Source organism: Paenibacillus sp. P5_B5 (genome assembly GCF_056400365.1).
The window spans coordinates 1-637 of the sequence record NZ_JBFULK010000055.1 but is presented as its reverse complement, the minus strand read 5'-3'; the positions used below and the strand labels follow the sequence as shown (position 1 = coordinate 637).

Here is a 637-nt window from a genome sequence, read left to right as displayed (position 1 = left end):
CCGTGAAGCCTCCCGGACTAGACGTAACTGTGTACAGTGTGATCGCACTTCCTCCATTACTCGTTGGTGCGTCAAATCTCACCGTCGCTGATCCGTTACCTGCGGTCGCAGTTACATTCGTCGGGGCACTCGGCACAGCAATCGGCGCGACGGGTGTCACACTCGTTGATGCCAACGATGCCATGGAGTCGCCTGTACTATTCGTGGCGATTACTGTGAACGTATACGCCGTTCCGTTCGTCAAACCCGAGACCGTAATTGGATCAGCGGTTGTTCCTGTTCCCGTGAAGCCTCCCGGACTCGACTTGACCGTATACARCGTGATCGCACTTCCTCCATCACTAGTTGGTGCGTCAAATCTCACCGTCGCTGAKCCGTTACCTGCGGTCGCCGTTACATTCGTCGGGGCACTCGGCACAGCAATCGGCGCGACGGGTGTCACACTCGTTGATGCCAACGATGCCATGGAGTCGCCTGCACTATTCGTGGCAACTACTGTGAACGTATACGCCGTTCCGTTCGTCAAACCCRAGACCGTAATTGGAACAGCGCTTGTTCCTGTTCCCGTGAAGCCTCCCGGACTAGACGTAACTGTGTACAGTGTGATCGCACTTCCTCCATTACTCGTTGGTGCGTC

Annotated in this window: 1 protein-coding gene; it reads right to left on the bottom strand. The window is 55.8% G+C overall.

What is annotated here, in order from left to right:
* Positions 1 to 637 (bottom strand): fibronectin type III domain-containing protein (locus AC1DOK_RS24505; protein ID WP_477556886.1); only part of this gene is annotated, 637 nt, incomplete at both ends.